The sequence below is a fragment of the Nitrosopumilaceae archaeon genome (genome assembly GCA_035631875.1).
Taxonomy (GTDB): domain Archaea; phylum Thermoproteota; class Nitrososphaeria; order Nitrososphaerales; family Nitrosopumilaceae; genus TA-20.
Genome location: DASQHX010000010.1, coordinates 35,957 through 61,783, shown reverse-complemented (window position 1 = coordinate 61,783; position 25,827 = coordinate 35,957). Strand labels below are relative to the sequence as shown.

27 protein-coding genes are annotated in these 25,827 nt (G+C 33.2%); 19 read left to right on the top strand and 8 right to left on the bottom strand.

What is annotated here, in order from left to right:
• The first annotated feature begins 49 nt into the window (after window positions 1–49).
• A complete protein-coding gene (locus VEU72_05280; GenBank protein HYL66545.1) occupies window positions 50–904 on the top strand; it encodes a helix-turn-helix domain-containing protein in 855 nt (284 codons plus the stop codon).
• A gap of 35 nt (window positions 905–939) precedes the next feature.
• Here the strand turns inward: VEU72_05280 and VEU72_05275 are convergent, their stop codons facing one another.
• On the bottom strand, window positions 940–1,677 hold the full coding sequence (locus VEU72_05275; GenBank protein ID HYL66544.1) for an ATPase domain-containing protein: 738 nt from the start codon (window positions 1,675–1,677) through the stop codon (window positions 940–942).
• 138 nt (window positions 1,678–1,815) lie between these two features.
• Here VEU72_05275 and purK point away from each other — a divergent pair, with 138 nt between their 5' ends.
• Window positions 1,816–2,988 carry a 5-(carboxyamino)imidazole ribonucleotide synthase gene (gene purK / locus VEU72_05270; GenBank protein ID HYL66543.1) on the top strand — a complete coding sequence of 391 codons (1,173 nt, stop codon included), beginning with the start codon at window positions 1,816–1,818 and terminating at the stop codon, window positions 2,986–2,988.
• Window positions 2,989–3,060: 72 nt separating this feature from the next.
• A complete protein-coding gene (locus VEU72_05265) occupies window positions 3,061–5,988 on the top strand; it encodes a DUF2341 domain-containing protein (protein HYL66542.1) in 2,928 nt (975 codons plus the stop codon).
• A gap of 15 nt (window positions 5,989–6,003) precedes the next feature.
• On the opposite strand, the gene VEU72_05260 is transcribed toward VEU72_05265, so the two are convergent.
• Window positions 6,004–6,570, bottom strand: a complete 567-nt coding sequence (locus tag VEU72_05260; GenBank protein HYL66541.1) for a hypothetical protein — start codon at window positions 6,568–6,570, stop codon at window positions 6,004–6,006.
• 65 nt (window positions 6,571–6,635) lie between these two features.
• Complete coding sequence (locus tag VEU72_05255; protein HYL66540.1) at window positions 6,636–7,115, bottom strand: SRPBCC family protein; 480 nt, start codon at window positions 7,113–7,115, stop codon at window positions 6,636–6,638.
• Window positions 7,116–7,213: 98 nt separating this feature from the next.
• Between VEU72_05255 and purE the strand changes: the two genes are divergently transcribed.
• Window positions 7,214–7,789, top strand: a complete 576-nt coding sequence (gene purE / locus VEU72_05250; protein ID HYL66539.1) for a 5-(carboxyamino)imidazole ribonucleotide mutase — start codon at window positions 7,214–7,216, stop codon at window positions 7,787–7,789.
• An 86-nt stretch (window positions 7,790–7,875) separates the two neighbouring features.
• Window positions 7,876–8,100, top strand: a complete 225-nt coding sequence (locus VEU72_05245) for a hypothetical protein (GenBank protein HYL66538.1) — start codon at window positions 7,876–7,878, stop codon at window positions 8,098–8,100.
• Between the two features lie 74 nt (window positions 8,101–8,174).
• Here VEU72_05245 and VEU72_05240 read toward each other — a convergent pair whose 3' ends face one another.
• A complete protein-coding gene (locus VEU72_05240) occupies window positions 8,175–9,383 on the bottom strand; it encodes a formate/nitrite transporter family protein (protein ID HYL66537.1) in 1,209 nt (402 codons plus the stop codon).
• Window positions 9,384–9,575: 192 nt separating this feature from the next.
• Here VEU72_05240 and VEU72_05235 point away from each other — a divergent pair, with 192 nt between their 5' ends.
• The 3 genes from VEU72_05235 to VEU72_05225 are packed head-to-tail and all read left to right on the top strand — an operon-like array spanning window position 9,576 to window position 13,074.
• Window positions 9,576–9,944 carry a response regulator gene (locus tag VEU72_05235; protein ID HYL66536.1) on the top strand — a complete coding sequence of 123 codons (369 nt, stop codon included), beginning with the start codon at window positions 9,576–9,578 and terminating at the stop codon, window positions 9,942–9,944.
• Window positions 9,941–12,178, top strand: coding sequence for a PAS domain-containing sensor histidine kinase (locus VEU72_05230; GenBank protein ID HYL66535.1), 2,238 nt, complete (start codon window positions 9,941–9,943; stop codon window positions 12,176–12,178). The genes VEU72_05235 and VEU72_05230 overlap by 4 nt, the downstream gene beginning before the upstream one ends.
• Before the next feature lie 11 nt (window positions 12,179–12,189).
• Window positions 12,190–13,074 (top strand): HAMP domain-containing sensor histidine kinase, encoded by an 885-nt coding sequence (locus VEU72_05225; protein HYL66534.1) that lies wholly within the window; start codon window positions 12,190–12,192, stop codon window positions 13,072–13,074.
• A 225-nt stretch (window positions 13,075–13,299) separates the two neighbouring features.
• Here VEU72_05225 and VEU72_05220 read toward each other — a convergent pair whose 3' ends face one another.
• Window positions 13,300–13,776 carry a hypothetical protein gene (locus VEU72_05220; GenBank protein ID HYL66533.1) on the bottom strand — a complete coding sequence of 159 codons (477 nt, stop codon included), beginning with the start codon at window positions 13,774–13,776 and terminating at the stop codon, window positions 13,300–13,302.
• A gap of 803 nt (window positions 13,777–14,579) precedes the next feature.
• Between VEU72_05220 and VEU72_05215 the strand changes: the two genes are divergently transcribed.
• The 4 genes from VEU72_05215 (at window position 14,580) to VEU72_05200 (ending at window position 17,038) form a co-directional block, all read left to right on the top strand.
• Window positions 14,580–15,113, top strand: a complete 534-nt coding sequence (locus VEU72_05215; GenBank protein HYL66532.1) for a hypothetical protein — start codon at window positions 14,580–14,582, stop codon at window positions 15,111–15,113.
• Window positions 15,110–15,970: a helix-turn-helix domain-containing protein gene (locus VEU72_05210; GenBank protein ID HYL66531.1), complete on the top strand. Its 861-nt coding sequence runs from the start codon at window positions 15,110–15,112 to the stop codon at window positions 15,968–15,970. Before VEU72_05215 ends, VEU72_05210 begins: the two co-directional genes overlap by 4 nt.
• Before the next feature lie 24 nt (window positions 15,971–15,994).
• Window positions 15,995–16,264 (top strand): hypothetical protein, encoded by a 270-nt coding sequence (locus VEU72_05205; protein HYL66530.1) that lies wholly within the window; start codon window positions 15,995–15,997, stop codon window positions 16,262–16,264.
• Between the two features lie 228 nt (window positions 16,265–16,492).
• The gene (locus VEU72_05200; protein HYL66529.1) at window positions 16,493–17,038 is read left to right on the top strand and encodes a hypothetical protein; all 546 of its coding nucleotides are present in this window, start codon (window positions 16,493–16,495) and stop codon (window positions 17,036–17,038) included.
• Here the strand turns inward: VEU72_05200 and bioD are convergent.
• Window positions 17,028–17,720: a dethiobiotin synthase gene (gene bioD, locus VEU72_05195; GenBank protein HYL66528.1), complete on the bottom strand. Its 693-nt coding sequence runs from the start codon at window positions 17,718–17,720 to the stop codon at window positions 17,028–17,030. The genes VEU72_05200 and bioD overlap by 11 nt on opposite strands.
• 72 nt (window positions 17,721–17,792) lie before the next feature.
• Here bioD and bioA point away from each other — a divergent pair, with 72 nt between their 5' ends.
• Window positions 17,793–19,112, top strand: a complete 1,320-nt coding sequence (gene bioA, locus VEU72_05190; GenBank protein ID HYL66527.1) for an adenosylmethionine--8-amino-7-oxononanoate transaminase — start codon at window positions 17,793–17,795, stop codon at window positions 19,110–19,112.
• Between the two features lie 5 nt (window positions 19,113–19,117).
• Here the strand turns inward: bioA and VEU72_05185 are convergent, their stop codons facing one another.
• On the bottom strand, window positions 19,118–19,333 hold the full coding sequence (locus VEU72_05185; GenBank protein ID HYL66526.1) for a hypothetical protein: 216 nt from the start codon (window positions 19,331–19,333) through the stop codon (window positions 19,118–19,120).
• 366 nt (window positions 19,334–19,699) lie between these two features.
• On the opposite strand from VEU72_05185, the gene bioB reads away from it, so the two are divergent.
• From bioB to VEU72_05160, 5 genes are all read left to right on the top strand, one after another.
• A complete protein-coding gene (gene bioB / locus VEU72_05180) occupies window positions 19,700–20,680 on the top strand; it encodes a biotin synthase BioB (protein ID HYL66525.1) in 981 nt (326 codons plus the stop codon).
• Window positions 20,670–21,800, top strand: a complete 1,131-nt coding sequence (locus tag VEU72_05175) for an aminotransferase class I/II-fold pyridoxal phosphate-dependent enzyme (protein ID HYL66524.1) — start codon at window positions 20,670–20,672, stop codon at window positions 21,798–21,800. The genes bioB and VEU72_05175 overlap by 11 nt, the downstream gene beginning before the upstream one ends.
• 63 nt (window positions 21,801–21,863) lie before the next feature.
• The gene (locus VEU72_05170; protein ID HYL66523.1) at window positions 21,864–22,595 is read left to right on the top strand and encodes a cytochrome c biogenesis protein CcdA; all 732 of its coding nucleotides are present in this window, start codon (window positions 21,864–21,866) and stop codon (window positions 22,593–22,595) included.
• A 4-nt stretch (window positions 22,596–22,599) separates the two neighbouring features.
• Complete coding sequence (locus VEU72_05165; GenBank protein HYL66522.1) at window positions 22,600–23,772, top strand: redoxin family protein; 1,173 nt, start codon at window positions 22,600–22,602, stop codon at window positions 23,770–23,772.
• 164 nt (window positions 23,773–23,936) lie between these two features.
• Window positions 23,937–24,578, top strand: a complete 642-nt coding sequence (locus VEU72_05160; protein ID HYL66521.1) for a hypothetical protein — start codon at window positions 23,937–23,939, stop codon at window positions 24,576–24,578.
• Here the strand turns inward: VEU72_05160 and VEU72_05155 are convergent.
• Complete coding sequence (locus VEU72_05155; protein ID HYL66520.1) at window positions 24,571–24,912, bottom strand: hypothetical protein; 342 nt, start codon at window positions 24,910–24,912, stop codon at window positions 24,571–24,573. The genes VEU72_05160 and VEU72_05155 overlap by 8 nt on opposite strands.
• A 265-nt stretch (window positions 24,913–25,177) precedes the next feature.
• Between VEU72_05155 and VEU72_05150 the strand changes: the two genes are divergently transcribed.
• On the top strand, window positions 25,178–25,360 hold the full coding sequence (locus VEU72_05150) for a hypothetical protein (protein HYL66519.1): 183 nt from the start codon (window positions 25,178–25,180) through the stop codon (window positions 25,358–25,360).
• Window positions 25,361–25,827 lie beyond the last annotated feature (467 nt).

Genomic DNA, 25,827 nt, shown 5'->3' with positions numbered 1-25,827 from the left:
CTACAATATATTCTAGTGAAATTACAATAGGGATTCTAGGAAGATAAAAATGAAAGACGAAGAACTACAAATATCCATTTTCGATTCCACGTCAGACTCGACAATGTATGAACACCGATTATCGCTTGATAAATTAAAAGATGAATTGTCAAAGTTTGGATTGACTTCTAACCAGTCCAAAGTTTACATCTTTTTAGGAAAATATGGCTCTAAAACTGCACCTGAAGTATGCAAGTCATTGAAATTGCCACGAACCGAAACATATCATCTTTTGACCAGTCTACAAAACAAGGGAGTTGTATCAGCTACATTCCAACATCCAATCAGATTTTCTGCAGTACCACTAGATAAAGCAATTTGGGTACTAGTTAATGCAGAAAAAGAGCGCGTAAACACATTAGAGAAACAAGAAGGAAACATTACAGATCTTTGGAATACCATTCCAGAATTTGCTGCAACAAATGTGATTAAAGTGGACAAGTTCCAAATGCTGCAAGGGATAAACCAAATTCACAGCAAAATAAAAGAAATGGCTGGAAGTACAAAGAAAAACTTTTTTGTATTAGGTTCAGAAAAAGATTACTTGAAATTCTATCATTCAGACTTTTTTGAATTAGTAGATAATTCAGAAATTGATCTTAAATTGCTAACTGCCCCTTCAGAAAAAATCATGTATGTTTTTGATGAAATTAATAGAGACAAAGTTAAAAAAATGTCAGAGGAAATTCAGGATAATTTGTGCTTTATCACTAAAGACAACGAAGAAATATTATTCTTTATAAAAAACGCTAGTCAGGTTAGTCAACAAATGACTGCAATATGGACAGATGCAGCTTCAATGGTTTATTCAATGAATATGTTATTTAGCCAGGTTTGGGCTAAATCTAAAAACATCCATCTCTAAATCTTAAACAGTAATCTAAAACAATATAGTCAAATCTACGGATTTAATCTAGGATGCAAAACCTGTAGGCCGTTTTCATTTATTTTTATGGGGAAGACTTGTTCACTGTGACGAATTCCACGCATTTTTATTACTTGTACGGAACGCTCCATCGTATCTTCCTTTCTGATATGGTGAAGCAGAACAACACCAGATGCAACGTACCACTCTATTGGGATTTTTGGAGTCTGGATATTTTCTGAGATCAGGATTGAAGTACAGTTTTGGTCTTCTAGAGCATGAATCAACCCCTGTAGTCCTTGTCTTGCATAAAATGGATTTGTATACTGCATGGCAAGAACTGTGAGGGAGTCAATGACGACACGCTTTGCTTGCACTCTTTTGATGCTACTGAGAATTAATTGTGTCAAGTGCATGTAAGGAAGTGTTTCTCCCCGATATAGTGATTCATCTAACGCAATGAAACCCTCATCCATCTTGAAGGGTCTAGCGTCAATCATTAGCATCTTTCCTTCATCTACCATATTCTGGATATCCCATCCATACATTTTAAAATCATTTTTTATTTCGTTTGGACCTTCAGAAAGAGTGACAAACACACCAGGTTCATCAAAATCTTTAGCGCCAGAATATAGAAATTGCATTCCAAATGTTGTCTTTCCACTTCCTGGGGATCCAGATAAAACAAGAGTTCTTCCCTCCCTAAATCCACCTGAGATAATAGAATCAAGACCTGGAATTCCAGTTCGTACTTTGACATGAGATGCATCCATTATAATAAAAAAATTCCATAAAATCGTATTTAAAGCCTAGTGAGATTTATGAAATAACATTTCCCACAATTGGGAAAAACTATACAATACAATCGTATAAGAATAGAATTGTTGTCTACAGGTAACTATTTTTAAAACATGAAAGGAGTCATTTTGATGGCCAAAGTTCTAGGAATAATAGGTGGCGGTCAGCTTGGCATGATGCTAACCGAAGCTGCAAAAAAAATGCCTGGGCACGTTTCTGATGTCATAGTTTTAGATCCTACAAAGAATTGTCCGGCATCAAAAGTTGGAGCAAAGCAAATTGTAGCAGACTTTAAAAATAAAAATGCAATTGTAGAGTTATCATTACAATCTGATATCATAACATATGAAATAGAATCAGGAGATAGTGAAGTATTAGAGTCATTAAATAATGATATAACAATAAACCCGTCACCTTCTACGCTAAAAATAATTCAAGACAAATACTTGCAAAAAAAATTCATGCGTGAAAATGGACTTCCTGTATCTGATTTCACCATAATAGAGTCTTTACCAGAACTTGAAGAAAAAATAACATTGTTTGAATATCCTGCAATACTCAAGGCAAGAAAAGATGCATATGATGGCAGAGGAAATTTTAGAATAGAAAATCCCAGTCAAATAATTCCTGCATATGAACAATTCAAAGATAGATCAATGATGCTTGAAAAAATAGTCAATTTTCAAATGGAGGTATCAGTCATAGCTGCACGAAGCACAAAAGGCGAAATTGCCACATATCCACTTGTAGAAAACATTCATGAAAATAACATTCTCAAAATGACAATTGCACCAGCCAGAGTAAGTAAAAAAATTTCAGAAGAAGCTGAAAAAATTGCCAGAAAAACAATGGAGGTACTTCATGGTGCAGGAGTTTTTGGAATAGAGATGTTTGTAACTCTAGATGACAAAGTACTCATAAATGAGATAGCTCCACGAGTACACAACTCTGGTCACCATACACTGCAATCTAGTGTGACATCACAGTTTGAACAACATCTCAGAGCAATACTTGGACTTGAACTTGGAAAAACAGATTTGTTGCACTATACAGTAATGTGCAATATTTTGGGACCAAAGGACTTTCAAGGTAGATACGAACCAATCACACTCAAACCAGAAGATGGAGTATACCTAAAGATGTATCAAAAAGATGAAGTAAAACCTCAAAGAAAGATGGGGCACTTTAATTTGGTGGATGAGAAAAATACAAAAGACATTGATTCATTAATCAAAAAAGCCGGAGAGGTAAGAAATCTCATAAAATTCCATAAACAAAATCAATAAAGTCCATTTATCAAGTCTGTTCTATTTTACTACATACTGTCAATAATAACCAGTTTAATGTGAATTTGAAGTATGATGATACATGCAGGTCATAGACTAGGTCTAGGTACAATTATGACTGCAATGATAATGCTTACCGTTGTAGCCATCTTGGGCACAATAGGCCTTGTTTTAAGTACGCAGAATTTTACTTTATTCAAAACCATTTTAGTTGAAACATTTACAAATACAGCCGCAATAAGTAAAAATCAAGAATCACTATCAATAGAGAATTCTGTTTATCATTCCTCTACACAACAATTTAATTTTACTTTAACAAATACAGGTCAGGTACCAATTAATGTTACAAAAATAGAAATTGATAGTCCGACTTTAAATGTAACTGGTGCACTCTCCAATTCAATAACAAATGCTGAGAGTTTAACTACCATACCTGTCTATCATATACCTAGTAATTCAAAAATTAATTCAATGTCTACCCAAAGTGCTAGTTCAATAATTCTTCCTCAACGATCTTTCACAACTGGAATTCCTTACACGTGTTTTACCGATCCAGTTACAATTTCAATAACTACTGCACGAGGCACTGTAATTAAAACTCAAGTCGCACCAAATGTTGGTTGGTATGACAATCACTGGCAATTTCGTAAAAGAATAACTTTGAACTATACGCAAATAGCTGGTAATCCCACCCCAATTCTATTAGATAATGTGAAAAACACCACAGGATCAGGATCATCATCATATACTCTTCCTAATTTTGTTGTTGGTTCAGGTTCAAATAGACTATTACTAGTTGGTATTGAATCTAATACTGGAACTGTGCAATCATTAACTTATTCTGGAATATCTCTAACAAGAGCAAACGGAACAACCAATACTGTCGATTCTGAAATTTGGTATTTGGTAAATCCTCCAACAGGTAGTGCAAATATTGCAGTGACAATGACAGGTACGGCAAATGTGGAACTTGGCGCATATTCATTTTTTGGAGTTGATCAGACATACCCAATTTCTTTTAGTGCTTATAGAACCGGTTCTGGAAATAGTGGTTTGGTGAAGGCAAATACAACAAGTATTAACAGTTGGGTAATAGATTCTATTGCGGTACCAACTGGTAATACTCTTATACAAAATATTGGGCAAACCCTTGAATGGAACAAACCAATTTCTGGTACTACATTCACTGGAGGAAGTAGTTATAATATGACTTATTTGCCAACAACAAAAACGATGACGTGGAACTGGGGTGGCAGTAGTCAAAATTATGCATCAGTTGCAGTAGAGATAAAATCTAGTGCTTTCTACAACTTTCCTCTTTTAATAAATGAAACAACAGATACTGATCTGAAAAATTATGCCAAGAGCAATAGATATGACGTTTTATTTACGGCATGTGATGGAAAAACAAAATTAGACCATGAAATTGAAAACTATACCACAACTACAGGTTCATTAACAGCGTGGGTTCAAGTCCCAAATATTTACAATTCACCTAACAATGTTATTTACATGTATTATAACAATACTGCTGCAACAAATCAACAAAATATTACAAGTACATGGGATCCAACTTATGCAGGTGTTTGGCATTTTGCAAATACCCCATCGTCTGTCGGTACTCCTCCATCCTTAGAACTTATGCAATTTAATTTTACAAATTCAACTGCACAATCATATCAAAACATAAAGAATTTTCCTGTCGGAAGTCATACAGATAGACTGTTATTAGTTACAGCATCTGCTGATCACCCTACAACCTTTAATTCCATCACTTACGGTAATCAAGCGCTAACACAACTACAAGCACACGTACTTGGTAACGTAGATACCGAGTTTTGGTATTTACTAAATCCTCCTACTGGAACTGCCGATATTCATGGGACTACTACTGGCGGTAATAATTACATGTCATTAGTAGCATATTCCATATATGGAGTAGATCAAACCACTCCAGTGGCTCCTCTTGAACCTGCAGTTACTGGTACAAGCCAAACTGTTTCAATTAGCGTGACTAACCTTTGGCCAAATAGCTTACTTATGGATCAAGCAGCAGTAGGATATGGCGCCCAGTGCGGTACTAGTTGTGGTTTCAATCATCCTCCATGGGATCTAGAAAATCCCACAGAGTTTGAAACTTGGCTCACGCACCCAATAGATATTAACCATGATACAGTTGCGTCAAGTGTGGCTTTTCCATCAACAACATGCATATCTACAACATTTCAATGGCATGTCCACACCTCATCTTCTGATACATGGGTGGACGCAGCAGTAGAGATAAAATCTGACACTTCGAGCGGTGACACAACAGTTCTAGACAGTACATCTAACAAGAATTTTTTCTCTCCTGTCAATCTACCCAATTGTGGACAAGTTTTAGGGAAAATTGGCGGAGGTACAACTCTTAATGGAGTAAATCAACTTTTCGTTCAAAACACTACTCTTACTGGAATGCCTTTACTTAATCATCCAAAAACAGTATCAATTTGGTATAACGCTCCCACACCAGTTGCAAAAGAAGACTTCTCTTCCTTACAGCAAGATGTTACACCATATCCATCAGCTAGTACGTCAACTGCCTTCAGAACGGGTTTTCAGACAACAACTAGTATGGATGCATGGAAATTCTCGCCAAGCGGTACAACAAACATGCTGACAAAAACCCCCATACCTTTGGCGAACAGTTGGCATTATGCTGTTTATACTTACAATGGAACGACAAACATATGGTATGTTGATGGTGTAAGACAAACCTCCTCAAATACTGTTCCCCCAAGTGGTTTGCCTAATTCTCTTTATGTAGGTGCTTCTACTTCTACTAATAACGCCAATACACTAGCAGAATTTTTTAAAGGAAGTCTAGACGAATTCCGATACTCGACTACTGCTCGATCTGCTTCATGGATTGCTACAGAATACAACAATCAAGCATTTCCTAATACATTTTACAAAGTAGGGCCTCCTGAAAAGGTCACAGATACGAGAAGCTCTCAATAGAATTTTTTGCATATATTATTTTTTTGTAGTTAATGCATAAATTCCACCTGCACCATATGCAATTGCAATTAAAATTCTAGATGTTATCACAGCAATAGTTTGACTTGTAATGAATCCAGAGCTATCAATTACTATTGCAATAGGAATAGCAACAAGTGATATTATTGCAACAATTATTTGTTCACGGTTATCCAATCCACTATATTTTTTCATAAACAAATAAGTCGAGAGATTTCCCAAACCTATTCCTAGTAATATCAAATATTGATAAAAACTTGGAACTGCACCTATTGCAGCAAATGGCGCTGCCCAACACACGCCGTTTACAGCTTTGATATTTCTTGACCATTTTACACTATTTTTCATTCTTCCTTTAATTGATGAAATTATTTTACGAAACCTGCCAAAAATTATCCCAAACGTAATTCCAAAACTACCAAACCATATTATTCCATAATAAAAGGTTGCAGTTTTATTTACAAAAACAATTTCACTTAGGATAGATGCAACACCAACAGCTATTGAGACACCAATAAATAGAAGTCCAAATGCTCGTCTTACTTCAAGAGGATTTTGTTGCATAGATAATACTTGTTTTTCCTTTTTATGATAATTTAAAAGTTTGAAATTTGTTAATTTAATTAAGATTACTTTTCTTTATCATCGTACATGTCTGCCCAATGTTTCCTTTCTTCCATGTTTAAACTAGTATCAACACCTTCTGCTTTTTCTTTTATGAATTCAACTGCTCTTTGAGTTTCTATTGTTACATCTTTCGTAATTTTTCCAGACAGGAAACCTGCCATTCCTGTAAATTTATAATCTAAAACAGATTCAAGGTATGTACCACTGCCTCTTGGTATAAGGATAATATCTTTGGTGCCCTTGATTATTCCTTTTGTCCATTCTGTGTGTACTTTTTCTTTGGGATATAGAGTGATTGTCTGCAGGCACTTGTTGGTTTTGGCAAGTGTGACCTCACGTTTTACTTGGTTACTCTCATGAGAAATATTCCTTATCGAAGTAATAGAGGTCCAAAATTTTGGATCTTTATCAAGATCAGATACAACTTCCCATACCTTATCTACAGAAGCATTAATCTCAACAGCCGTTTTTATTTCAGTCATGCGTAACAGTATGTGCTTACATGATATATGTTTTAATTATCAAAATATATCAAATTCCAATTCGCTGGGTTTATTAAAATTCAAAGTAGAATGATCTTGTGAGTTATTCAAAAAAACCACTTGTTGGTATCATTATGGGTTCAAGTTCAGATAGCAAAATAATGCATGGAGCAGCTATTGTTTTAGAGGAATTTGGGGTAAAGCATGAAGACCAGATAGTATCTGCACATAGAACTCCAACAAGACTGTTAGATTATGCGAAACATGCAGAAAAAAACGGATTCAAAGTCATAATTGCAGGAGCTGGTGGTTCAGCTCATCTCCCAGGAATGATTGCGTCTCACACTATAATTCCGGTAATAGGCGTACCTATAATGGTGTATAACGACAAGTCTGGCAATTCGGATCGCTTCAAGTTTTCTGCATTTGGAGGATTGGATTCATTATTATCCATATCAGAGATGCCAACAGGTTCTCCAGTTGTAACGGTAGGAGTAAACAAGGCAACAAATGCAGGACTGTATGCTCTAAAAATACTTGCTAATGAATTTAGTGATATACAGCGAAAACTCAAGCAACACAAACAAAAACAACATAGTTTAGTGCTTAAAGAATCAGATGAGCTAAAAAAACTTGGATTAACTAGGTTTACAAATAAAAAATTCAAGAAATAAAATTATTTATCTTTTACAAACAAGTGTAATCTTTTATTACACACACAAATACATTTACAAATCTTCTTAACACAAAATGTTACAGATTGGCTTCTGGAAAAGTTTCTACCGAAGAAATATGGAATACAATTCAACAATATGGATTTGATCGAGAGTCTCTGGAACAATCACGACCAACCCACAATGAAATCTTGAAATTATATAACATGATTAAGAAAATCAAGGAAATAAAAAGAGACCATGAAACTATCAGACGCTTAAGAGAACATGTTGAAAAAATAAAAAACAGTAATGAACGTATCAAAAATTGAAGAATTAAAATTATGTTTTTTTAGATGCTTTGATTCTTTATTGTTCTAGTACAAAGAACTCTATTGATTGTTGTTTAGATCTGGTTCTGTTTTTTATTATTTCGCATATATGCGAGCCAGTACATGAGGCCAATAAAGACTGAACCTCCGACAATATTTCCCAAGGTAACAGGTAGCAGATTACTAACTATGCCCATATAATCAAGATGAGAAGTATCTACTGTTACCCCTGCTGTTTGCATGGCTGACAATAATGAAGGGTCGTTTTTTATCAGTGATGCGAATGTTAAGAAGTACATGTTTGCTACACAGTGTTCAAATCCCATGGCTATGAAAGCCGCAGTTGGAAACATTATTGCCAAGACCTTATCGCTAACCTTTTTGCTACTAGCTGCAAGATATATGGCTAAACAGACAAGACTGTTACAAAGAATTCCCAAGAAAAATGCGTCAACAAAACCAAGACTTACCTTATGGCTTGCTATCATCAATGCTTTTATTCCAAATTGATAACCATTACTAGTCCAGGCTTTGCTCATGTAGAGAACTCCCGCAGTTGCAGCCGCCCCTACAAAATTTCCAACATATACTATAATCCAATTTCTTAACAGCTTGGTTGGTTTTAGTTTTCTGCTTGCGATATTCATCATGCCCAAAGTATTTCCTGTGAACATTTGGGCGCCTGTAATGACTACAGCCATAAGTCCAAAGCTAAATAACAAACCACCAAATATTTGCGTAAAAGTACGAGTTACTATTATCTGACTTGTGGCAAATGTAAAGTAAACTCCAGCAATAGCAATTAATGCACCCGCCAGTATTGCAAGTATGAATGTTGAAAAGGTATTCGTATTTACCTTTTGCATATCTATTTGTGCTACTTTTTCTGCTGTTTCATTGGGTAATAATGAATTTGAAGAATCTGTTGGTAGTGCATTAGATGTTTCTTTAATGTTATTATAGAAATCTAAACTTCTCATATTGTCATCAACTTTAAAAGTTCCCAACTTTATGGCAAGAGCTATTTCTTTTGCATGATCTATTATCATTTCAGCTTTATTTGCACTTGTTTGCGCAATTTGGTCTTTTTTAAACAAATATTGTTTACCAAGAATCACTTTAAGTGCTTCATTGCTAGGGTACAACTCTTTTGCTAACAGCCGCACTTCAAAAAGGGACTTTAATAATAAATTCACTTCAGTGTTATTTTTTACTAGATTACTATCTCGTCCTACAAGTTTTTGGATCTTTTCTCTTAGCTCAAAACCTCCGTCGCGTTGCATTAGGCACAAATGCAATTCCCTGCTAATAAAGGAGGAGATGTAAATTTTTGTTTTACCCTAGTTTTATATAATTATATGATTCAGTAGGTATATGTCAAAATCAAACATGAACAAAAAGACAGGATTATGTGAAATAACTTGTGGTCTCCATACAATGCATGGTAACCTAATGAATCATGGGGTATTTCAAAAATGAAAGTTCTAGGCATAGATGATAATTCTGACATCAACATGCTTCTTGGGACTGTTCTGACTGCGTCTGGACATCAGTATACTTCTGTAACCGATGGAAGAGAAGGAATCAAACTACTTAAACAAAATCCATATGATGTTGTACTTTTAGACTTAGCCATGCCAGAGTTTAGTGGATTTGATGTTTTAGATTCCTTAAAAAAAGAAGGATTGATTGAAAAACAAAAGATCATACTACTTACTGCATCATCAATTACAGATGAAGAAATCAGTGAATTGTTAAAAACCGGGGTTCGTTCATATCTTAGAAAACCCCTCGATATAGATATTTTCGTGGAAAAAATTCAACAGGTTTACAGTGGCCAATGAATGGAAAAACACATTCAAAATCCAACAAGAGACTGGATGACCTACAAATACGTTCCAAGTCTATTGGAAAAGGCAAAATAAATATCATTAAGTCAAACGGTAAGACCAAAGAAAATAAAAAACGCCATCGACAACAATTATCGCAACTACAAAAATCAGACAACATTCTTACCACAGTTGAGCAAAAATACAAGAATCTATACGATAGCACACCTATTTTATTACGTACTGTTACAGTAAATGGCATCATTTTAGACTGTAATGAGGCATATGCAAAGGCTCTTGGTTATACAAAAGAAGAGGCAATAGGAAAGTCGATTTATGATCATACTGCGGAAAGAAGCATCGAAGCTATGAAAAATAATTTTAAAGAATGGATGAGCACCAAAAAAATTACAGAGGCAGAAATTTGGGCGAAAAGAAAAGACGGTAGTGTTTTTCCCACTCTACTAAGAGGTGGAAGTTTATACGATGAGCAAGGCAATTTGGTTGGACGAACAGTAGCATTGACAGATATGACAGAAACTTATCGTGCAAAAAAAATATTTGAAGAAAACCAAAAAGAATTACATGCACAGGTAAACCAACTAGTAAGATCAAATAGCCGCTTAAAAATAGCTGAACAAAGATACAGGACACTATATGAAAAATCTCCTGGTTTGCTGAGGACTATTTCTGTGGATGGAATTATTTTAGACTGTAATGAGGCATATGCAAGGGCACTTGGCTATACAAAAGAAGAGGCCATAGGAAAGTCGATTTTTGATCATACTGCGCAAATAAGTCACAAAGATATGATTGATAATGTAGAGATATGGAAGAAAACTCGTGAAATTTCACACCTAGAAATTTGGATGAAACGTAGAGATGGCAGTGTTTTCCCTGTTTTGATGAGTGGTGGAACCCTGTATGATGAGAATGGTAACCTAAGCGGAAGAACTGTAGTTTTAACTGATTTAACAGAAATTCATGAGACAAGAAAAAAACTTGAGCATGACGAAGCTCGCATACGATCCCAGTTTGAGGAGCTTGAAAAATCACATGGATTACTTTCACAAATGGAGCAAAAATACAGGACATTATATGAAAAAGCTCCAGGTCTGTTGCGTAGTATTACAACAGAAGGAGTTCTAACTGATTGTAATGAAACATATGCAAAGGCTCTTGGTTATACAAAAGAAGAGGCAATAGGAAAGTCATTTTATGATCATACTGCAGAAAGAAGTATCGATGATTTAAGGGAAAATCTTGAAGCGTGGAAAAAAAATGAACAAGTAGAACAAAAAGATATCTGGATGAAAAGAAAAGACGGTAGTGTTTTTCCTGCGATGTTAAATGGAACCAGCTTGTATGATGAGAATGGCAATCTTATTGGAAGAACTGTAGTTTTAACTGATTTAACAGAAATTCATGAGACACGAAATAAACTAATAGAAAAAGAAAATATGATAAGAGCACAATATGATGAACTCAAAAAATTAGACATTGCAAAAGAAGAATTTACCTCAATGATCTCCCATGAACTAAAGACTCCACTCACACCAATAATGGGGTGGTGTCAAGCACTCAAGAATCCAAAGATAATGGGACAAATTAATAATGCACAATCAATGGCTATAGATGCAATCTTATCTAATGCAACCAAACTCAGAGATCTGGTTACTGACATGTTAGATGCCCAAAAACTTGACATGAAGAAAATGAAATTTGATCACAAAGATGTAAATGTGACTGAAATGTTAGATTTCTTATCAAAGAATCTCCTTGTTGCCATGGAACCAAAGCATATTGAATTTATTAATTCAACCAAGGAGAATTTAATATTAAAAGGTGATCGCTCTAGGTTGGAGCAGGTTTTAAACAATCTTATTCTTAATGCTGTAGACTTTGTACCTGCCAATGGAGGAAGAATTGAAATGAGAGCAGAAAGAAATGATGACAAGGTTCTATTCACAGTCAAGGATAACGGCATGGGAATTCCAAAAGATAAACAACATCATCTTTTCACACAATTCTATCAGTTGGATACTTCTGCTACTAGAAAACACGGGGGTTCTGGTCTTGGTTTGTCAATATGCAAAGGCATTGTTGAAGCACTAGGTGGAAAAATATGGCTTGATAGCGATACTGGCAAGGGAACTTTATTTTATTTTACTATTCCAATAGAAACAAAACCTGAAATATTAGAGATTGAGAAACAAAACCAATTTTCACCTAAACCGGGGATCACGTAAAGAGTATTTTTATGAATAATCTAGACAGGTTTAGAGAAGAACTTCTTGCGTTATTCTCACATGAATTGAAAACTCCATTAACTCTGATAACAGGATGGTGCCAAGTTCTAACAAATCCAAAAATAGTAGGAAAATTAAATCATGAACAATTACAAGCATTAAATGTTGTATCAGCTAATGCAGCAAGATTGAGGAATGAAATAGACGATATACTTGATACCAATAAATTGATTTATGGAACAATGTTATTTTTATTTGAAGATATTGATGCAGATAAATTGGTTCAAAGAATCATAGGAAAACTAAAACCTGTTACAGATGAAAAAAATATCAACATTGTAAGTCTAGTTAAAGAAAAAACATTGCTTAGAACAGACCCATATAGATTAGAACAAATCATAACTAATCTTATTCTTAATTCAATCGATTTTGTGCCAAAGAATAACGGCATTATTAAGATAGGTGTGAAGGAAGAGAGTGAGCAAGTCACATTTTTTGTAATAGATAATGGAAAAGGAATACCTAAAAAAATGCAGGAAAAAATATTTGAAAAATTGGTCCAAGAGGATTCATCTTACAGAAGAAGACATCATGGACTGGGCTTAGGATTATTTCTATGTACAGGCATTATAGAATCTCTTGGTGGAAAGATATGGGTTGAAAGCAAATTGAACAAAGGATCAACCTTTTATTTTATTCATCCAAAATATGGAAATACTGGACGATTCTCATTATTACGACAAAAATCACACATGGCCATATCTGAATTATATCAATTTACTGAGAAAAAAATTCATCGCGAAAGGGAACAAGAGATGATTAGGCGTTTGAGAGCATATGTTGAAAAAATGAAAGATGAAGAGTTTGTGAAGTCAGTAGAAAAAATAGCGATATAAAAGAAACTTATCATTTCCACTTTACATCACATATTTGCAAGTAGATTCATTATTATCGTTGAGAAAAGATGATTCAAGTATTTGTGACCTCGTATTACAAACTAAATCAATTTAAGAGAGGTGTCAAACTCAGAAATTAAAAGCTTTCAATGACAATCATTTTTTATGGTTTAAATAAATCATGTACTCATTAAAATAATTAAAATTCCTTAAATTATGAGAAAATCATTGCAGTTGTAAAATTGTCAAAATTATGCTAGGTATTAGTGGTTCACCTTCTGGACGAATTGATTCTATACCCAATCCTTCATCTGCTACCTCTGCTGACATCATTATATTCAGTGCATCACCTTTTCTTAGACGTACAACCGATTGGTTAACGATTACATCTTTTACTGCAGGATCAGATATCACTGCTCTAACATTAGAGTTACGTACATCAACACCATTTAATCTCAGCCAAAAATCTATCCAACGCGGTTTGTCGCCTATTATCTTGCCAATTTGCAAACCAACAATAGCGAGATACATGCCTGATTGTTTTATGATAATATCTCCTTTTTCATTAAACTCTATAGGATGTTTTTCACCAAATGTATCTTCTTGAGAATGTAATATGACTTTTACAGGATCTAAACTGAGCGGTCTTTGAGTTATAGAAGACGAGAATTGACCAAATGCTTTCTGTTCTGGAATTGACATATGTTGAACTATTAACTGCAATAAAAAATTAATTAAACTTTCCTATTCAGAGTCTGTACAAGTTTAGTACATACACAGACATATTCATTGTTGATCAATTATAGAAGAATAAAACACAGATAACATAAAATCAGATATGAAAAATATGGTGCTAAAAAAATTAACTAAAATTTAATTTTGGTTTAATATGTAAAACTAAATTTATAACTGTCAATGATTTTGTAAAAAATAATTATTATCGCCATTAAGAAAATATCATCTAAATTCTTCACGGTACAATTCATATGTTAACATAAGCGGATTCAAATCTGATCATGTAACATCATATATTAAAATATAATTTAAATCCGTTTATTTTTGATATATTACAATTTGTTAATAATAAGTAACATGTGTTAATTTAAAATCCGTAAGACATATTCTAGTTCACTGTAAGAATCATAATACAAACCAACTCTATGTTAAATCTTTTTTTATATAATCTAGAAATCATTTTTATCATCCACAAAAAATTCTAATCAATATTAATCATAGGAATAATATTGAAACATTTTATACAATTATGATTTTATAGATTTATAAATAATTAACATCTATGCTAATTACAAAACAAGGAAATTATCACTATAATCTTTGCATCATAGAAAAATACCATATGATTTCATTTTACTGCATTTTGCGTCAAAGTCATTTCCATTTTTGGTAGTTGGTATTTTTATAACTCTATAGACATAATTTGAGTGAAATTGGTTCACATTACACTAAAACAATGTAATAATGCAAAATTTCAGGTGCAATGACATATGGAACAGATAGGATACCATAATGAGCATACTACTGTCCTAGAAAGAATATTCCCATGGACACAATCTGGTGCAACTATCAGAGTTTCTAATAAACCAAGCTACAATAAATTAATGAAAGACCAAACAAATGCAAGAGGGCCTACCCTATCAACCATATCTCAAACAGTACTCAAGAGACCAGATATGCCTCAATTAAATAAAGAAGAATTAATTGTAAATAAAGAAGAACCAATTGTAAATAAAGAAAAATTAATTGTAAATAACAAACAGAAATTCACATTGTCTAATGATCAAAAAGCTACATCAGTATTTGAAATGTGGAATCTAATTGAAAGTGTTGGCATTAAAAGAAATATGCTTAATAAAATATTTACAACTGATGAAGCCACATCGGAATTGTATCACGTTATTGAAAATAGAATACATTATGAGAGAGAGCAAGAGATGATTAACCGTTTGAGATCACATGTTGCAAAACTAAACGAATCTAATAAAATGAAAAAAGAAGTGATCAAGGAGGCTAAAATATGAAATTAATAGATAATAATATTCAGATTGGAGTTTTTGCATCTGCTGATGATGATTCTAATCTACAAGAACACCAAATGAGATTAGAAAAAATAAAAAATGAGCTTTTAAAATATGGATTAACATCAAATCAAGCCAAAGTTTTCATATTTCTTGGAAAACATGGACCAAAGTCTGGACCTGAAGTTTCCAAATCTCTTAATATAATAAGAACAGAAGCGTATCAAATTCTACATGCATTAGAAGGTAAAGGGATCATAACTGCTAAATTTTCATCTCCAACCAAATATGTCCCACTACCATTTGAACAAGCAATCTCTTCTTTAATTAATACTGAAAAAGAAAAAATAAACACACTTGCAAAAGAGGAAGATAATCTTACAGAATTATGGAAGAAAATACCTGCATATACAGTTGAAACAAATGAGATAGAAAATGAAAGATTACAGATGCTGGAAGGAGCTGCTCCGATTTATTCAAAGATTAAAAGTATGATAAAAAATGCAGAGAAGAGAATTACCATATTAGGAAGTGAAAAAGATATTGCAAGATTTCATTATGCAGATATTTTCGAAACGATTTCAGATTCTTTAACAGATGTAAGAATAATTCTTTCTCCTTCAACAGCTTTACCTAATTTTCTTGCTCGATTTGACAAGAAAAAGATTAGATTAATGTCTGTAGAAAAAACAGGCAATAGGTGCTTTATTATAAAAGATGATAATGAAGCGATATTATTTTTAAGAAATGCTACACATAATTCAGATAATGTATTTGCAATATGGTCAAACTCGAAATCTCTAACTGATTCAATACGTACCTTATTTGATTATTCATGGGCAAGTTCCAAAATTTGCTAATAATTTAATTATTTCAATGATTATATGTTTGATGATCATATGCACCGTTCAGTAGATGAAATGTTACAAGTCATTGAAAGTACTGGCATGAAACGAGAAATAATTGATCAGTATTTTTCAACAGCTGAAGATATCACAGAATTATATAATATAATTGAAAAGAAATTGCATGCCAAAAATGAACAAGAGATGATTAATCGATTAAGAGCCTATGTTGAAAAAATGAACTATGATTTATTAAAATTATTAGAAGCAGAAAATCAAAATACAAAAGGAAAGAAGATAATCAGGTAAATCTCTGAGTTATAATTAGATTTTACTGATAATATTTTAATTGTTAAATTCAAAGTGATTCTTAAACTTAACAAGAAAATTAATTAACCCATTTTAGTGGCGTAAAATCGTTGCTAAAAAATATCTTCAAAGTCAAAAAATATCACAGTTAGAAACAGGATTATTTCTATATTAAAAGAAATATCAACAAAATATTTATTCTTATTACATTTCAGATAAAGTTCTATTATGGAAATTAAAGAAATATTATACGATTCCATCAGAAATTATCAAGAACATAAAATAGTATCAGATATTGCACAAGGCGATAGCCCGCAGACAATAAATGCATTATGTAATGAATGCATGCCTATTCTTGAAAAAATAGAAGGGAAAAGATCTGAAAAAATAATTTCTTTTGCAGAGGCACTAATTCATTATCTACTAACAGTAGCATTAATTCCCAGCCAAAGAAAAATCATATTTTCCTCAATAGATGTAGATATTGTAATTCCGGATATCTCAACTCTTTCCTCAGTACCAGAAAACGCTCTTGTAATATCATTTCTAAAAACAAATGATCCGGTATCAATAAAGAAAAGAGTTACAGAATTAACAAAAATTCAACCACATAAAGAAAATATATGGTTTGTTCTCGAAAATGAATTTCCATTAGAAGTGAAAACCTACAAGATTGATAACAGTGACAAAGAACCATTTATGAATATTATAAATGACATTATTTGGTTTACCTCAAATAGAAAACAATCAAAACTTAAAATTTTTAAGATATAAGAGATTTTATATCGATATTTTTTTCAACATGTTCAACTAACTTTGTAGTATTATTCAAATCTCGGATAAAAGGAATTGTACCTAAAATTGGGATATTGGTAAGTTCATAAAGTGATGCTGGTGAATTTTTTTCTGCAGGTGTTCCTTTCTCATCAAAGTTATTTATGACAAGACCACGGATCTTAATTCCATAATCCTTACACATTTTACACGTCATTATAGTATGATTTAATGTACCAATTGTTGATCTTGTTACAATAATGGTCTCTATACCCATTTCTTTTATCATATCAGCTACAAAGAGATTTTTTGCAATGGGTGTCATAATTCCCCCAATTCCTTCAACTAATAATACTTCATGCATTGATAACAATTTTTTAAATTGTACAAAAATTAAAGGCATGTCAACAGACAATTCTAAAAGTTTTGTTGCGTCATAAGGCGAAGTTGGAAGTGGAAGAAATACAGGATTTATTAGATTTTCAGGATCTTTTATGGAAGTAGCCTCAACAAGTTTAGCAACATCAGATGATTTGAAACCTGTTTTGTTTTGATATCCAGTGGCAATTGGTTTCATTACCCCCACATCTATGCCTATCTTATGCATGGAACCGGCAAGACCAGCAATAATTGAGGTTTTTCCAACCCCAGTATCTGTGCCTGTTATAAAATAGGCCTTCACATAGGACAATTATCTCTGATCCTTAATAATTCACCGTACCATTATTATTGCCAAAGTTAGAATTTTTACTGATTGAATTCCAAAGATTTTGTGTGGCATCCATATACACAGATGAATGAATGGAAAAAATTTGATGTCATAACAAAAGGTAATGGTATGTGGCTAGTAGATTCAGAGGGAAACAAACTTCTTGATGGAGTAGCAAGCATGTGGTGTAATGTGTGGGGGCATTCTAAAAAAGAATTAGTTAATGCAATGATAAAACAAACAAAAAAACTGCAACATTCATCATTGTTTAATCTTACAAATGATCAAGCAGAGTTACTTGCTGAAAAACTTGTCAGGATTTCTCCTGGAATGAGCAAAGTGTTTTACTCTGATGATGGTTCAACTGCAATGGAAATTGCAATCAAAATGGCAATTCAATATTGGCAAAATATTGGACATAAAAACAAAATAAAATTTGTCACGTTAGAAAATGGATACCATGGAGACACTGTTGGTGCAATGTCAATTGGTTATGTTCCAACCTTTTTTTCCAAATTTAAAAACATATTATTTCCTGTAATTAAAACACCAACACCGCATAAATATAGAATGCCAGAAACATTTATGTTTAAAGAATATCAAGAACATTGTCTTGAAAAAATAGAAAAAATATTTGTAAAAAATAAAGATCTTGCAGCATTTGTAATGGAAAGTGGAGCGCAGGTTGCAGGCGGAGTAATAATTTATCCACCTGAATTCCAGAAAAAAATAAGTCAGTTATGTAAAAAATATGATGTTCTTTTTATTTTAGATGAGATTGCAACTGGTTTTGGAAGACTGGGTTCATTTATAGAATATCACACTCAAAAAAGCATTCCAGATATAGTCACCTATGGAAAAATGCTCACCGGAGGATATTTGCCACTTGCAGTCACTTTAACAAATCAGAAAATATACGATTCGTATCTAGGGAATTACAAGGAAATGAAGCATTTCTTTCATGGTCATACTTTTACTGGGAATCCTCTTGCATGTGCCACGGCCATTACAAATCTTGAATTATATGATAAAAATCATCTAATTTCAAAAAATAAAATTAAGTCAAAACAATTTGAAAAACGAATTAATGAGATTTCTAATTTGAGTATTGTAGGAGATGTGAGACACAAAGGCATGCTTATGGCAATTGAACTTGTAAGTAATAAAAATAAAAAAACTCCAATTAATCCAGATAAAAAAATACATCAAAAAATTTTCTTGGAAGCTAAAAAACATAAAATTTACTTGCGAACGTTGGGTCATATCATAATGCTTGTACCACCACTTGCAATATCTGAAAAAGAATTGGATTTCTTACTTGATGGTACTATGGATACTATAAAAAAAGTCACGAAGGATGTTTGAGAAAACTATCTCCTTCGCGCTCGTCTAAGTTTCATTTCGAGCTCCCTTATTCTGCGGTTGCGTACTGCAACAGACAATTTCAGTCTGTTTCCTTCTCGCCTTGCCATATCATGTGCTCTTCTAGCTCTGTTTAGAGCTGCATGCACTGTGATCATTTGTTTGCGTGTTGGCGCAGGCTTAGCTCGTCTCTTTGCTTTTTTTGATCGTCTTTTAGAAGCCATGCAAAACATGCAATGAGGAAATAATTAAGCATGACGCAGTAATTGTTTTCATTCAGATACACTTTAACGTGATGTGTTGTCATTTATGAGATAGATCTTAACCAATGCCGCAGATCCGTTCATGTCCAATATGTAAAAAAATACTGCAAACAAATGAAAGTCATAACTGTACCAAATCGAATTCAGAGTTGGCAATATGTAATAAATGCGGACAAAGATACAATGCATCACAAGGACACATTTGCCCTACTATGATCAATTGATTCCTTGTACAGACTAATAACGATGAAAAAAGCGTAAACCATCTATATTTTTTAGGTTTACAATTACAATAATCTTATTAATGGAATCAGAAAAACACTGACTATGAATTCAGAACAGATATTCATTTTACAATGCAAACAAAAAATTCTATCTAATCAAAAAATTAATGCAGACGAAGCTGCATCACTTATCAATGTTTCAGAAGACTCATTGAAATTCTTATCAGATGCAGCAAATGAAATTACAAGAAAATTTAATGGGAACGTAATAGATGTAGAGACATTAATTAATGCAAAAAAGGGTACCTGTCCTGAAGATTGTTCTTTTTGTTCCCAATCAGGATTTTATAAAACTGGTATTGACACATACAAGCTATTGCCGGCAGAAACCATAATGGAAAATGCAAAAATTGCAAAAGATAACGGAGTTAAAAGTTTCTGCCTTGTTTGTGCATGGCGAGGACCGTCTGAAAAGGATTTTGAGCAAATCTGTGAAATAATTAAAAAGGTAAACTCTGAGGTTGGAATAGAAGTAAATTGTTCACTTGGATTCATTAATGAAGATATGGCTATGCGTCTTAAAGAGCTTCATGTAAAAAGATACAATCATAATTTAGAGGCAGCAAGAAGCTTTTTTTCAAAGATATGTACTACTCACACTTATCAAGAAAGAATTGATACAAACAAAATTATCAAAAAAACAGGTCTTGAGCTTTGTTGCGGTGGAATTATTGGCATGGGTGAAACCAGAATACAAAGATTAGAACTTGGTCTTGACTTAGCAGATCTAAGTCCAGAAGAATGTCCAATTAACATTCTAGTTCCGCAAAATGGAACTCCGCTTGAGCTTCAAACAAAATTACCACTTTCAGAAATATTACGCACAATAGCTGTGTTTAGATTTTTAATGCCAAAAACAATACTAAAGATAGCAGGTGGTCGAGAAGTTCATCTTGCAACCGAACAAGAAAAAGCTCTTCTTGGAGGCGCAAACGGAATCATAACTGGAGGATATCTAACTATTGGTGGAAACACAGCTTATGAAGACATGCAGATGATTTCAAGAATAGGTCTTGACACATAAATTTAATTTTGTAAATGAAACCCTTGAAAAAATAAAAACAAGGAATCTTTACAGAAAACTACAAGACAATCGTGTGCAGGGGCAATACATATTATTTAAGAAAAAAAAACTTGTCAATCTTTGTTCAAATGATTATCTTGGACTAGGTAATGATAAAATTCCAAACATGCAATTGCAATCAAGTTCACGACTGGTAGCAGGAAATGACATATCCTTTAGCATGTTAGAGAAAAAACTTGCACGTCATAAATCCAAAGAATCTGCACTCATATTTCCCACAGGATACATGGCTAATCTTGGTTCAATACCACCACTTACACAAAAAGGAGCTCTAGTTCTCAGTGATGAGTTGAACCATGCAAGCATAATTGATGCATGCAGGCTCTCTGGGGCAAGAATCGTCGTTTACAGGCATAATGATATTGCCGATCTAGAGAAAAAGATTCGGCAAAAAGCAGATCGCAAGTTCATAGTTACAGAAGGTGTCTTTAGCATGAATGGTGATTTTGCAGAATTAAAGAAGATTTCAGAGATTGCAGGTAAAAACAATGCCACACTTGTCTTAGATGATGCACATGGAGATTTTGTAACAGGTCATGATGGAAAAGGTTCTGCCGAACATTTTGGTGTTGCAAATAAGATCGATGTCTATGTCAGCAGTCTAAGCAAGGGTCTAGGAGCTTTTGGTGGATATGTTGCATCGAGAACTGAAGTAAGAGATCTTATCGTAAATATATCTAGACCTTTTATCTATACTTCGGCATTACCAAGTTTTCTTGTGGAACTTGCACTAGAACGATTTTCTTCTAAACGTGAAAAACATAGAAAGAAACTCTGGAAAAATATCAAAATGATGCAAAAAGGACTCGATTCCATTGGATATGCTTTCAATTCGTCTAGTCACATAATTCCGATCATAATAGGATCTGAAAAGAAAGTAATGGAATTTGGCAAATATTTATTTGACAATGGCATATTTGCGCAACCAATCAGATATCCTACAGTGACACTAGGTTCAGCTCGAATAAGAATTTCGGTGACAGCATTACTTGCAGAAGAAAATATTGAAAAATCAATAGATGTGTTTGAATATGCTGGCAAAAAATTCGGAATTATATAAAATCAAGACGATTTGGTACAGATTTGGAAGAAGGCATTAATAATAAAACAGCAAAATTAAGTCATGGCAGACATTGGAATAGGTATAGCGGCATTAGCGGGTCTTGGTTCGTTTCTTGCTCCATGTATACTACCTATGATACCTGCATTTTTGGCATATATTTCTGGAACTACGTTGACTGATCTTCAAAGAAATAATGGAACTGTCAACATTGTTGCAAGCCGAATAAACATTATGCTTAATACGATTTTTTTTGTTCTTGGATTTTCAGTTGTCTTTTCTGTTATTGGCGTGATTTTAAACAGTGTTTTATCTAGCACAGCTGGAAACATTCTTGCCGGATTCAATCACATAGGTGGAATCATAATAATTGCGTTTGGTGTGTTCATGTTGTTATCTACTAAGCTTAAAAATCTAAATTTTGAAAAAAAATTTCTTCCAAACAGAACAAAAGCAAGTTATCCAATGTCATTTCTTTTTGGATTGGCATTTGCAACAGGTTGGACTCCATGCATTGGACCAATTTTAGGAAGCATACTTACATTAGCTGCAACATCACCAGGTCATGCATTTACATTATTGCTTGCGTATTCACTAGGGTTAGGAATTCCATTTCTTTTGATGGGGATTTTCTTTTCTAGATTTACAAGAATCATAAAAGCAATGAGCAAACATTTGAAATATTATTCAATAATTATGGGAGCTTTCATTATTTTATTGGGATTTCTAGTATTTACAAACCAGCTTGCAGCAATAGCAAGTTTTCCACTTTTGAACAATTTATTGTTAGGATGATAATATGAGATCAGAAATTAAAAGTGCAGTCATAGTTGGAATAATAGTAGTGGTTGCAATTGGAGCGATAGGCGCATATTTTAATTCCTTAGACATGTCAAAACCAACATCTACGCCTAATCAATCAAACAATATTCAGGCTACAAATGAGACAATACAGCCAAATGGTAACACACTTGCAACTCAACCTATGGCAAATACTACACTCCTTCCTATAGATGAAAGCCATAATTTTAAAGCTCCAGATTTGGTAGGAATATCAGGATACATCAACACTACACCAGATGATCTAAAGAATACTATGAAAAATAAAGTAATACTTTATGATTTTTGGACATATAGTTGCATAAACTGTATCAGAACACTGCCATACATTACTGCGTGGAATGAAAAATATGCAGACAAAGGATTACTCATAATAGGTGTTCATTCTCCAGAATTCGAATTTGAAAAAGATATTAACAATGTGAAATTTGCAGTTCAAAAATTTGGTATTAAATATCCTGTTGTACTTGATAGTGATCATCAAACATGGGCTGCATTTGGTAATCAATATTGGCCAAGAGAATACATTACTGATTATCAAGGCTACATACGACATGATCATATCGGAGAAGGAAATTATGATGAAACTGAAAAAGTAATTCAACAACTTTTAGATGAACGCAGTAAACATCTTGGATTAAATATTCAAGCGGATCAATCACTTGTAAACATGCCAGAATATCAATTTTCTAATTCTCAAACCCCAGAACTTTATTTTGGATATAATTTTGTGGAAGGAAGAAACTATCTTGGAAATTCCGAAGGATTCAATCCAGGTCAAACTGTAACATATTCTTTACCGACTCAGCAAAACAGGGACAATTATTATCTTGATGGAAAATGGCAGAATCTTCCAGATAGTATGAAACTTGTTTCAGACAATGGAAAAATTGTGCTTTCTTACTTTGCAAAATCAGTTCACATAGTAGCTGCAAATAATTCTACACTTCAGATCTCGCTTGATGGAAATTCGATAAAACCATCAGACTCTGGTGATGATGTTCAAAATGGAATTGCCCATATTTCTGAAAATAGATTATACAATATTGTTTTGACAAGTCAGGCAGGTCCACATACTCTAACTATAACAGCTAATCCTGGTTTTCAGATATACACATTTACCTTTGGCTGACAGCATTCAAAAATAATATTTCACAATTCGAATTTAGAAACATTATAAATCAATACATGTGACAATAAGAAATTGTAACCATAGATATCTGTCACTGCAGTTACATCATTGGGAAGAACATGACACCTTAAAGCCTAAAGTTTAATCACATTCAGTCAGAAATCATGAACTTTACCAATAAATGGAATCAGCAAAAAGAGAGTATATCTCAAAGAGTAATTGACAAGGTAAAACCAGACACACCACTTAAACCAAAAATTGATGAAGCGCAAAAAAGACTACAGCTTCAGATAGTAAAACTTGATTCCATAACTGCAAAATTACAAGAAAAAGATAATTTTATTTTCAAAAAGGTTGTTGAGGCAGTAAAACTTCAAAACAATCCATATTCACAAGCTTATGCTACAGAATTACATGAAATTAGAAAAATGAACAAGATGGTAACAAGTGCAAAACTTGCCATGGAGCAAATTCAACTCAGATTAAACACAATTTCTGAACTTGGTGATGTTGTAGTAACACTGAGTCCATGTATGTCAATAATAAAGGGATTAAGTGCTGGACTCGGTGGCCTTATGCCAGAAGCTAATTCATCAATGCAAGATCTCTCTAACATATTAGGAGATATTATGGCAGGTGCGTCAGTTAATGGAAATGCCAGCATTGCAATAGAGACTCCAAATGTGGACACATCAACCATATTAGAAGAGGCACATGCAGTATTAGAAGGTCAAGTGAGACAAACCATTCCAGATCTACCTACTTCTCTACCTTCCACTACACGCACTCAAGAGCCAACTACTTAGGTTTTTTCTTGCTTATTTCTTGAAGGATTTTTTTTATCCTAGAAATAGTTGGATAACTGTATCCTAATTTCCTATAATTTGCAATCATCATCTTCCAATTTTTTAATCTCCACTGTGCTTGTTCTGAAGTTATTGAGTGAATTTCACGCTTGATTATGCTTTTTCGTCCTACTTTTAGCACACCTGCATCTTTTGCAATCCATCTATTTTTTGCAAAGTGCAAACCTGCCAGAATTTCTTCAATAGGTATTTCGTTAAAATATTCTTGCATTTTTCTGATCTGTTGATCGGTTAGTTTTTTACTTGTCTTTAATGAAATTTCAAATTTTTCCATGCTTTGATTATTGAATTGATATCTAAATGAATTATGTGTTCTTTTATAATTAAATTGACTTTAAGCTAATCTAAAACATTATTTTTTACATCGTTGACAATCACAGTCAAATAGACCCATTTTTCCTAGACACTCGATATGCTTCTCATCAGAGCACTTGTAGCAAAGAACCATTCTAAACTTGAAAATATCAAAGTCACTATAAATTGCTATCATATCATATAAAATCAAAAGGCTTACAGGTAGTCAATTTACATATTACAATATGGAACGTAAAATCCCCGCACCAGATAAAAAAACATTGGAACACATGGCTACTCTAGACTGGAATGATCTTATGATATTCATGCATAAAAAATATGGTAAGAAATTTACTCAGGATTTTCTAAGAAATTACACGTATCGGTTACAAAAATTAAAGTGGCGTAAAAATCAAAAATGGAAATAAACGATAGAGAATCCCATATTTTGTTATTTTAAAGTTAAAAATAGGTGCTCTTTGTTTGCAATGCAATTCAATGCATACAGAGAGATTAAATCTTACGATAACATAATTAACTATCGGTAAGAAAATGGTGTCAGGGTATCATAATTCTGAACTTTTGAACTTCTTTGGAATAAAAGAGACAAGAAAGTATATTCGTATTTGCATAAGATGTGGTTCTGATAACATTCAACAAGAACAAAACTGTATTGAATGTAAAGATTGTGGCAAAATCCTTTCTACCAAACATAACTAATAGATTAGTTATGGCTAAATGAGTAGAATAAACGAGTAAAGTTTGGTATTTTGTGACATTAAATGGTACCAAATAATGTATTTTTTTAGAACATACAAGAAATTATGAATTACTAGTTCCATAGTAATACCAAGTCATTCGCCGATTGGGTCATATCATGTAACCCTTATCCCAG

What these genes read in the sequence shown, in the direction of transcription:
- VEU72_05160 (HYL66521.1), top strand. Translation starts at nt 23,937, where the DNA reads ATGAACTTTACCAATAAATGGAATCAGCAAAAAGAGAGTATATCTCAA.
- VEU72_05170 (HYL66523.1), top strand. Translation starts at nt 21,864, where the DNA reads ATGGCAGACATTGGAATAGGTATAGCGGCATTAGCGGGTCTTGGTTCG.
- VEU72_05225 (HYL66534.1), top strand. Translation starts at nt 12,190, where the DNA reads ATGAATAATCTAGACAGGTTTAGAGAAGAACTTCTTGCGTTATTCTCA.
- VEU72_05210 (HYL66531.1), top strand. Translation starts at nt 15,110, where the DNA reads ATGAAATTAATAGATAATAATATTCAGATTGGAGTTTTTGCATCTGCT.
- VEU72_05200 (HYL66529.1), top strand. Translation starts at nt 16,493, where the DNA reads ATGGAAATTAAAGAAATATTATACGATTCCATCAGAAATTATCAAGAA.
- VEU72_05255 (HYL66540.1), bottom strand. Translation starts at nt 7,115, where the DNA reads ATGACTGAAATAAAAACGGCTGTTGAGATTAATGCTTCTGTAGATAAG.
- purK (HYL66543.1), top strand. Translation starts at nt 1,816, where the DNA reads ATGAAAGGAGTCATTTTGATGGCCAAAGTTCTAGGAATAATAGGTGGC.
- VEU72_05265 (HYL66542.1), top strand. Translation starts at nt 3,061, where the DNA reads ATGATGATACATGCAGGTCATAGACTAGGTCTAGGTACAATTATGACT.
- VEU72_05215 (HYL66532.1), top strand. Translation starts at nt 14,580, where the DNA reads ATGGAACAGATAGGATACCATAATGAGCATACTACTGTCCTAGAAAGA.
- VEU72_05205 (HYL66530.1), top strand. Translation starts at nt 15,995, where the DNA reads ATGTTTGATGATCATATGCACCGTTCAGTAGATGAAATGTTACAAGTC.
- VEU72_05230 (HYL66535.1), top strand. Translation starts at nt 9,941, where the DNA reads ATGAATGGAAAAACACATTCAAAATCCAACAAGAGACTGGATGACCTA.
- VEU72_05185 (HYL66526.1), bottom strand. Translation starts at nt 19,333, where the DNA reads ATGGCTTCTAAAAGACGATCAAAAAAAGCAAAGAGACGAGCTAAGCCT.
- VEU72_05240 (HYL66537.1), bottom strand. Translation starts at nt 9,383, where the DNA reads ATGCAACGCGACGGAGGTTTTGAGCTAAGAGAAAAGATCCAAAAACTT.
- VEU72_05155 (HYL66520.1), bottom strand. Translation starts at nt 24,912, where the DNA reads ATGGAAAAATTTGAAATTTCATTAAAGACAAGTAAAAAACTAACCGAT.
- bioB (HYL66525.1), top strand. Translation starts at nt 19,700, where the DNA reads ATGAATTCAGAACAGATATTCATTTTACAATGCAAACAAAAAATTCTA.
- VEU72_05235 (HYL66536.1), top strand. Translation starts at nt 9,576, where the DNA reads ATGAAAGTTCTAGGCATAGATGATAATTCTGACATCAACATGCTTCTT.
- VEU72_05165 (HYL66522.1), top strand. Translation starts at nt 22,600, where the DNA reads ATGAGATCAGAAATTAAAAGTGCAGTCATAGTTGGAATAATAGTAGTG.
- VEU72_05260 (HYL66541.1), bottom strand. Translation starts at nt 6,570, where the DNA reads ATGCAACAAAATCCTCTTGAAGTAAGACGAGCATTTGGACTTCTATTT.
- VEU72_05150 (HYL66519.1), top strand. Translation starts at nt 25,178, where the DNA reads ATGGAACGTAAAATCCCCGCACCAGATAAAAAAACATTGGAACACATG.
- VEU72_05220 (HYL66533.1), bottom strand. Translation starts at nt 13,776, where the DNA reads ATGTCAATTCCAGAACAGAAAGCATTTGGTCAATTCTCGTCTTCTATA.
- VEU72_05275 (HYL66544.1), bottom strand. Translation starts at nt 1,677, where the DNA reads ATGGATGCATCTCATGTCAAAGTACGAACTGGAATTCCAGGTCTTGAT.
- VEU72_05280 (HYL66545.1), top strand. Translation starts at nt 50, where the DNA reads ATGAAAGACGAAGAACTACAAATATCCATTTTCGATTCCACGTCAGAC.